Raw genomic sequence first — 7,580 nt, forward strand, 5'->3', positions numbered from 1 at the left:
AAGATTGCACGGCCCGGCTAGTACTCGATCACTGGTCGGCCATCGAAGCATTGGCCGCGCATTTGCTGGTCAAGCATGATCTCCAATTCGATGAGGCTCTGACGATTGTTGCGCCGCATCTTCCGCCCATGCCAGCAGCTACGCCGCCAGAGCGTCATCCGCAGCCTGCTTGATCAGCCATTCGATGTGATTTGACCACATCTGCAACACCTCGCGCTTCTCCTTGACGTTGCTATAGAGATCGTAGATTTCGCCAATGTCTCCGGTTCGGGCTCACAGCCCGTCCATATAGCCGCCAGTCTGCTGCCTTCGAGTGGCCCATGTTGGCCGCGGCCAGGAAGTGGCGACGATTGAAAGGACAAAATCAGTTGCCGAAACTCATCGCAGGTGACGGTCTGGTGGCAATTTGGGCACATCTTGTGTCTCGTCGCCAGTAAACACGGATGCCCGGCAGGAGACTGAGCTCGCTGCCGGCGGAAATCGTAGAGCGCCAGCGACGCATTCTGATCTTTCGTCAGGCAGTCGACCGCCTTGGCATACGCCTCGGCCTCCATCTCGATCGACCTGAACCGGTATCTTGTGCGCCATCCGGACGATCTGGGAAAGCTTGGCCGGGCCGGCGCCTTCCCAGGCGCACGGGAAGAGCGACGACCCATGTGGACCTTGGATTTCACTCCGCACTTACGCTGCTTTGGCCTTGTCAGCAGCCTGAGCATAAAGCGTGCTCAGCTTTCAGGCCGAGCACTCTTCCAGTGTTGACAGCATCTGTCGTCATTCAGGATCGCCCCATTTTCGCATGCCGCTTGCAGCTTTCAGGCTGTTGTCAGCCAGGGCCGCCATAAAGGGTCTCGTTAAACAATTCAGGAGGCCGTTCCAATGATCAATCAGTTTGCGAGACTTTTTCGAGGACCAGGTATGCAGGCTTGTTTCGGGACAAAGAACTTTCTGGCGGCAACCACCGCGATGACGACGGTATTCCTGCCGGCTGTGTCTCTCGGGGTGGGTCTGGTAGCATTTCCAACTGGAGAAGCGTTGGCCGACGACCCGATTTCGATCCCGCTGGAGTATGTCGGGGAAGGCCATGACCGCCTGGGCATCTGGGCCAAGATCAACAATGGCAACGCGCAGCGATACGTATTCGACACGGGCTCGGACCAGCTCAACACGCAGATCGGGTCAGAGGTGACCGGGGTCCGCCCGATTGCCGACACGCCTTACGTATATACGTACGGGGACGGAACGTATGGTAATAAGCTTCAGAACGGGGAAATTGATAAATTTACATATGTCGATCCAGATCAAAAGATAACAATCGACGGGCCGTCTGTAAGCGATAAGAAATACCGGGCTGCTCGCATTCTCGATTTTGTCTATACCCATGCGTATTGCAAGGACAACAATCTTAAGTGCACGCCGGGATCCGTGACGGATGGACTTAAAGATATGTATGGTCAGGATCTCCAAGAACCTTATCACGCCGATAAGGAGCAGCGGGCGAAAATGACCGCTGGCAAGATGGCAGACGAAGGCGGCGATTTCGCAGGTACATTCGGGGCCGGCGATTTTCTTGGCAAGACAAGTGTCTGGGGCATGATGGGCAGTGTCACCAGGTCTGGCTACGTGGTCTCCGCCAATGTGAATCCGGATTCCGAGAGCGACCAAACGCCTGGCTGTTCCCCCTGCACGATTGTCAACCTCAATCCAAGCCTCCGGGCCCAATATACTAATGCCATGCCATGGGGAGAACCCGAGGAAAAAGATCAGGATTCTTATCAGAATTTTCCTGGCTCTGGCGCCAATGCCTCGACCGAATACGAAGGCAGCTACAATCTGCAGTACACGGTTAAGGATGGAGCCCCACCAATCACCGACCCCAACAAGACCGCGGTATTGCTCGACACCGGCACACCGGGCGGTGGCAGTCTGGAGATCAGTGATGCGATGCTGAAGCAATTTCAGGATGCGGGCGTCAAACTTAAAAATGTTCGGAGAAATGAGCAACGCGAGATCGTAAGCGCATCGGGCAACATCCCGAGCGTTACAATCGCAGGAACGGATGGCGATCCGGTAAGGCTGGACAATATCGACTTCACCTACACCAGCGGCACGACGGAACAACCCAATGACCAGACCAGTTTTGTTGCCGGTCTTGACTTCTTCAAAAACAGATCGGTCATTTTCGATCTGGAGAAGAAGTATACCGCTTATACGTCACATTTCGTCACTGCCAGCAACTTCTCTACCGATTCATCCGCACCCGAAGGGACCGGTCTGAGCAGGATAACGACGAGCATGGGGAATGAGGGCGGGTTCGGCATAGCGGGTGTCGTCTCCGGCTCCGGATCGCTGACGCTTGATACAAAGACGGTGGTCCGGATGACGAATGTCAACACCTACACCGGCGAGACGAATATTGCTCAGGATGCCTATCTCTCGCTTGCGGGGCTCGGCAACATCCAACGGTCAGCGAAAGTCGTTGCAGACGGCACGTTCGATATCTCCGAACATGGAAATGGCAGCGACTATTGGGGAATCTCCGACGCCTACAACGATGCCCGTATTCGTAGCCTGAGTGGCAGCGGAACGGTCGAGCTGGGCAAGCGTACCCTGGTGCTAACGGATTCGAACGACACGTTCGCCGGCAGCATCAACGACCTCGACGTTGATAACAATAATATGGGCGGCAAACTATTCGTTGCCGGTGGCGTGCAAACGCTGAGCGGAAAGAACAATTTTTCCGGCATGACGACGGTCGGTTCCGGCGCGGGATTGCTGCTTGCCGATACAGGTGTGCTTTCCCATGATGCGACCACGTCCGGCTTTCTCGGGAATGACGGGCAGATCGGGGGCACGGCTATCGCAAACAGCGGCGGTGTCGTCGCAGGCGGCGGCACCTACGGTGCGGTCACCATTTCCGAGGGCGGCACGGTCGCTCCTGGCAGTGCGACCGATCCGAGCAGGATCGTCACCACACTGACTGTCACGGGCGATTTCGCGCAGCAGTCCGGATCGATCTATCAGGTCGACCTCGCAAGGTCGTCCGATCTCATCGATGTTGGCGGAGTAGCGGCGATCGACAGCGGCGCGCAGATCGAGCTGCTGCGGCAGGGAACGCTATCGGTCGATGCCCGATATACTCTGCTCTCCGCAGCAGGCGGCGTAAGCGGCACCTATGGCGGGCTGACGGGGGCTCTGGCGACAGACGCGACGCCCTTCGTCGATTTCCAGCTCGTCTACGATGCCAACAATGTCTATCTCGATATCAGCCGCACATCGACGGCGTTTGCCGATGTTGCCAGCACCTTCAATCAACGCTCGGTCGCCGCAGCGGCTCAGGCGCTTGGAAGCGGTAATCCGATCCAGGACAACATCCTGTTCCTGACGGCGCCGGAAGCCCGCAACGCTTTCGATATGCTATCAGGCGAGGTTCATGCTTCCATTCATAGCGGCCTCATCGAGGACAGTCATTCTGTACGCGATGCCGCGAGCGAACGGATCCGTGCGGCGTTCGACGGCGTCGGTGCCTCCAGCGTTCCGGTGATGACTTATGGGCTGGGTGGTCTGGAACTGGCCCCGGCAACGAGTGAGAATTTCGCCGTATGGGGCCGTGGCTTCGGCGCCTGGGGTCATCTCGACAGCGACGGCAATGCCGCCGGTCTCGATCACTCGACAGGCGGCTTTCTGGCTGGCGGTGACGCGGCTGTCGGCGAAAGCTGGCGGCTCGGCCTCATCAGCGGCTACAGCCATACCTCCTTGGAGGCGGACAATCGCGCGTCGTCGGGCTCGAGCGAGAATTACCATCTCGGTCTTTTTGCCGGCACGCAGAACGGCAATCTCGGTTTTCGTTCCGGCCTTGCCTATACCTGGCACAGCATCGAGACCGGCAGGTCCGTGGTCTTTTCAGGCTTCGCCGACAGCCTTTCGGCCGATTACGACGCCGGCACGTTCCAGGCCTTTGGCGAGCTCGGCTACCGTATCAATACGGCTTGGGCTTCCTTCGAGCCCTACGCTAATCTCGCTTATGTGAATTTTGACGCCGATGGCTTCACCGAGAATGGCGGCGCAGCCGCCTTGTCGAGCGGGGATCGCTCGAGCGACACGGCGTTTACCACGCTAGGTCTGCGTGCGTCGACGGTACTGACCCTCGGCACCGTGACTGCTACCGCGCGCGGCGGTCTTGGCTGGCGCCACGCCTTCGGCGACGTCAGGCCGGATACCGCTCTTGCCTTTGCTGGCGGTTCCTCCTTCGCCATCAAGGGCGTGCCGATCGCAAAGAACGCAGCTCTGCTCGAAGCTGGGCTGGACGTAAACATCACCGAGAACGCGACGTTCGGCATCGCCTATCAGGGACAGATCGCCTCGGATGCCCAGACACACGGGTTCAGCGCCAAGCTCGGCGTCCGTTTCTAAATCACCCGCAAAAGAGATTGGTTATGAAGTCAGTGAGTGCATTTTCTTTTACCGTCGTTCTCGGCTCAGCGACGGTGATGTCTGTGTCCGCCGCGCGAACGGACGATGCCTGCTACAACAAGGCACAAAGCCTATGATGACGCAATGTTCAATCGACGACCTGAAGCCAGTCGATGGCGAGCTTGACAAGCTCTACAAGGAGATGGAGACCCGGCTCAAAGAGTCCCGGCGCATGTCCAGGAACTGGTCGAGACCGCGAGGGGCTACAACGCCACCTCGGAGAACACGCGCGACGCCTACCCCAAGGATTGGCGGCATTTTTCCTCCTGGTGCCGGCGCGCTGGCTTCGATCCCCTGCCTCCGGGCTCGAAGGTGATCAGGCTCAATATCAGCGCCTGTGCCTTGGGCACCGCCGCCGGCGATCCGAAGCGTGGCGCCCCTGCCCTTTCGGTTGCGACCATCGAGCGGCGGCTTTCCGGCCTCGCCTGGAACTTTACCCAGCGCGGCCGGCCGTTGGACCGCGCGGAGCGGCATATCTATACGGTTCTTGCCGGCATTCGCCGCGCAAGCACGCAAAAGCCACCGCGGCAAAAAGAGGCGGTCCTGGCGACGATCTGCTGGCGATGATCGCCACCCTCGGCCACGACCTCAGGGCCTGCGCGACCGCGCTATTTTGCTCCTGGGCTGTGGCGGCGGCCTGCGGCGCTCCGAGATCGTCGGTCTCGACGTCATGCGCGACGACAACAGCGATGGCGCCGGCTGGATCGAAGATTTTTGACGGCAAGGGCTGCTGGTCACCCTGCGCGGCAAGACCGGCTGGCGCGAGGTCGAGGTCGGCCGCGGCTCCAGCGACCACACCTACCCCGTAGTCGCGCTCGAGAGCTGGATCCGCTTTGGCCGCATCGCACGTGGACCCCTGTTCCGCCGCATCTTCAAGGACAACAAGACCGTCGACGTCGAACGGCTCTCCGACAAGCACGTCGCCCGCCTGGTCAAGCAGGTGACGATCGCCGCCGGCGTCCCCTCCGATCTCCCGGAAGGGTAACGGGCGCTGCTGTTCTCGGGCCAGTCGCTGCGCGCCGGACTTGCCTCGTCGGCCGACGTCGAGGAGCGTTACGTGCAGAAGCAGCTCGGCCATGCCTCGGCCGAGATGACCCGCAAATATCAGCGGAGGCGCGGCAGATTCCGGACCAACCTCACCAAGGCGTCCGGGCTCTGAGAAACCCCTCCCCTCCCTCGGTTGGTCGCTAGGTCGTGGGGGTCAGGTTCTTTGAGTGATGACAACACCTCGTCGAGCACAGCGAACGCTGCGTCCAGACTGTCGGCGGCGACGCTTCGTAGTCAGGGCATGATCATCAGCTGTGCAATGGCGCGGCCGACGAATTCATTGTTGAGTTTTTCCATCCGCTGTCTGGTTCGAGCGACCTGTTCTGGGAGCGCACGCAGAGCGTTGACGACCTCGTCCAGTTGCGACCGGGCTGCGGCGGCGATGTCGAAGATGTCGCGCGGGTTGGCTTCCGAAATCCCCGGTAATAGACCTTCTTGGCGATGATTTCCGGGATGGTCTCGAGCCGCACGGTCCTGCCTTCCACCACGCGGGTCTAGAACGGCTTCGTTGTTAGCGCTCCGGCAACGATGAAGTCGATTTCGCCAACGTCTTCGAAGGCGAATTTCTGGAACCGAAGCCCGTCCCCCAAATAGTCGGACGGCATCGTTTCAAAGTGCAGGTGGCTTTTGGATGGTCGATGACCGAGCAATTGAGGGTCGTCGAGGAAGATATCGATGTCGTGGCTTTCGCGATGGCCGATCTGGATCATCATAGCCGTTCCGCCGCCAAATGACCATTCAAAGTCGTAGCCCCGGCATTCCCGCGAAGCTGGCCGATCAGGTCGATATAATACAAAAAAGCCGCCGCCATTCGGACGGGCGTCGGCTATCATGTCCAGCCATTACGCGGCGAGCGGATAGCTTTCGCCGGACCAGGCAGAGAACTTGGCGGCAAAAGCCTTCATCTCGTCGACCGCGAATGTGGTGCGCGGTTGCGAACTCGACTTGCTGGGCGAGAGGGACCTCGCCGAGAAAGGCGCTGACATGAGCGGGATGCTGCTTGGCCAAATCGAGATCCGCAAAGCAATCGGCCAGCGCCGCGTCGTCCAGCTGTACGCTGCAGGGCGCGTTCACGGTCGTCAAGACGGATGCCAAATGCTTGCTCATAATGGCCGCAAGGTAATCGTTTCGGGTCGGAGACACAAGTTGCCGCCTCCTTCGCCGTAGAGTGGCCCGATACAATCACGATCGATATTGCCACCTCTTATCGATAGTGATCGCATAGTTCCCTGATTCGACTCTCAACCGCTCATATTACTTCCATGTATCTGCTGCGCTAGCCCGTCCTGGCCTTGGAGTGTCGCTCCTCACCTCCTCCACCACTCACCAGCCCGATGGGAGTATCGCCCGCCAGCAGCTTCTCCTTGCTGAGCAGCGCGGCAACCTCAATCGCCTCGAAATCGGGCAAATCCCGCAGTGTGTCGAGGCCGAAGTGCAACAGGAAGGTCTTGGTCGTGACGTAGGTGTAAGGCGTGCCAAATTCAGCGGGCAGGCAGACGTTGACCCACACTTAGAGCATTGAGGCACTCGAGCCGCCCTCAGGCGGTGCCTCAAAAGCTCGCGGGCCAGATCGCCTCGGTTCGGAGACAGACAGGCTCAAGATATCCACGCCAGAGACGGCGAGCTGGAGCGTATGCTCGGCATTGCGAAGAAGAACATGTTGGCCTTTGCCGGGCGCCAGGCAGGACCGTCGCACGACCTGGCAATGCCAAGAGTTCGCACGGCGTTGTCTCCGACGATGCTGGCAGATGTTCTGCAATGACTGGCAACACATGGACGCACCAGAGCGGAACCAAAAACGATCGAATTTCGCCCATAAGACTCGGCGAAACAGAACACCCCAGCGTAACAGGTCGCCGGCCGACGCGACCAGGTCAAGCAAGGGTTGGTAAGACCAGCTATTGGCCTGCTGGCTTGCAGCGGTCACCTCACGCTGGAATGCTGGATTGCGGCGCAAAAACTCCCATGCCCTTTCGCGCGGCGTCATACCAGTGGTGCAGTCATATGATCGTTCATCCCGCCCATCAGCCTCGACCGCGCCAGTCACGAGAACTGCAGGCACG

At 59.4% G+C, this 7,580-nt stretch carries 4 protein-coding genes and 2 pseudogenes; 3 read left to right on the plus strand and 3 right to left on the minus strand.

Annotated features, from left to right (window positions below):
• The first annotated feature begins 876 nt into the window (after positions 1-876).
• Together EN939_RS13670 and EN939_RS39070 are read left to right on the plus strand one after the other, a co-directional pair.
• A complete protein-coding gene (locus EN939_RS13670) occupies positions 877-4,410 on the plus strand; it encodes an autotransporter outer membrane beta-barrel domain-containing protein (protein WP_127268434.1) in 3,534 nt (1,177 codons plus the stop codon).
• A gap of 210 nt (positions 4,411-4,620) precedes the next feature.
• A pseudogene (locus EN939_RS39070) lies at positions 4,621-5,629 on the plus strand (tyrosine-type recombinase/integrase); the annotation flags it as partial.
• A gap of 382 nt (positions 5,630-6,011) precedes the next feature.
• Here EN939_RS39070 and EN939_RS13680 read toward each other — a convergent pair.
• Positions 6,012-6,350, minus strand: coding sequence for a nucleotidyl transferase AbiEii/AbiGii toxin family protein (locus EN939_RS13680; RefSeq protein WP_126063908.1), 339 nt, complete (start codon positions 6,348-6,350; stop codon positions 6,012-6,014).
• A 52-nt stretch (positions 6,351-6,402) separates the two neighbouring features.
• Here EN939_RS13680 and EN939_RS38045 point away from each other — a divergent pair, with 52 nt between their 5' ends.
• The gene (locus EN939_RS38045) at positions 6,403-6,684 is read left to right on the plus strand and encodes a hypothetical protein (RefSeq protein WP_164748801.1); all 282 of its coding nucleotides are present in this window, start codon (positions 6,403-6,405) and stop codon (positions 6,682-6,684) included.
• Between the two features lie 109 nt (positions 6,685-6,793).
• On the opposite strand, the pseudogene EN939_RS13690 reads toward EN939_RS38045, so the two are convergent.
• Positions 6,794-6,994: pseudogene (locus EN939_RS13690) on the minus strand (SMC-Scp complex subunit ScpB); the annotation flags it as partial.
• Between the two features lie 33 nt (positions 6,995-7,027).
• Positions 7,028-7,580 (minus strand): transcriptional regulator domain-containing protein (locus tag EN939_RS39075; RefSeq protein WP_442919533.1); only part of this gene is annotated, 553 nt, incomplete at its 5' end.

This window comes from Mesorhizobium sp. M7A.F.Ca.CA.002.05.1.1 (genome assembly GCF_003998335.1).
GTDB lineage: Bacteria > Pseudomonadota > Alphaproteobacteria > Rhizobiales > Rhizobiaceae > Mesorhizobium.

Bases quoted from the DNA above. Each gene is read 5' to 3' on its own strand.
- EN939_RS13670 (WP_127268434.1), top strand. From the start codon at position 877: ATGATCAATCAGTTTGCGAGACTTTTTCGAGGACCAGGTATGCAGGCT.
- EN939_RS13680 (WP_126063908.1), bottom strand. From the start codon at position 6,350: ATGATAGCCGACGCCCGTCCGAATGGCGGCGGCTTTTTTGTATTATAT.